This window comes from Pseudomonas sp. EA_65y_Pfl1_P113, from assembly GCF_963970525.1.
GTDB lineage: Bacteria > Pseudomonadota > Gammaproteobacteria > Pseudomonadales > Pseudomonadaceae > Aquipseudomonas > Aquipseudomonas tritici.
The window spans coordinates 1-453 of the sequence record NZ_CAXAQM010000576.1; the positions used below are offsets into that span (position 1 = coordinate 1).

The 453-nt window shown below is 66.4% G+C and carries 1 protein-coding gene; it reads left to right on the top strand.

Annotation, left to right across the window (positions count from 1 at the left end; all coding sequences use genetic code 11):
• Positions 1 to 453, top strand: a 453-nt coding sequence (locus AACY52_RS31155; RefSeq protein WP_370468089.1) for a hypothetical protein, incomplete at both ends; no start/stop codon positions are given.

Genomic DNA, 453 nt, shown 5'->3' on the forward strand with positions numbered 1-453 from the left:
GATGAACAACAATGGCACCGCACAAGTGCGCAAACTCGACGCTGGTGCCTTGTCCAACGATCTGGCGACGCTTGATCTGGGCACGGCGGATGCGCGCGCGCTGGCGGTGGGAAGCGACGGCACGGTCGCGGTCGGCGGTTCCGCGAGCGCCGCGCTTTCCGGCACTCAGGTCAATGCGACATCGGGCGGACGCGATGGTTTTGTCGCTCGCATCGACGGTGCCCTCGGCGGTGCGGCGGTCACCTATGTCGGCAGCGCGCAGGACGATCAGATCGACAGTGTCGCCTTTCTCGATGGTGCGATTTATGCCGGCGGGCGGACGTCAGGCACGATCGGCGCAGCGCGCTCGGGCACGGTTGATGGTTTTGTCAGCCGGATCGATGGCGCGACGGGTGCGATCGCCAGCACCACCCAATTCGGTCAAAGCGGGCAGACGACGCAGCCGGTGCGGCT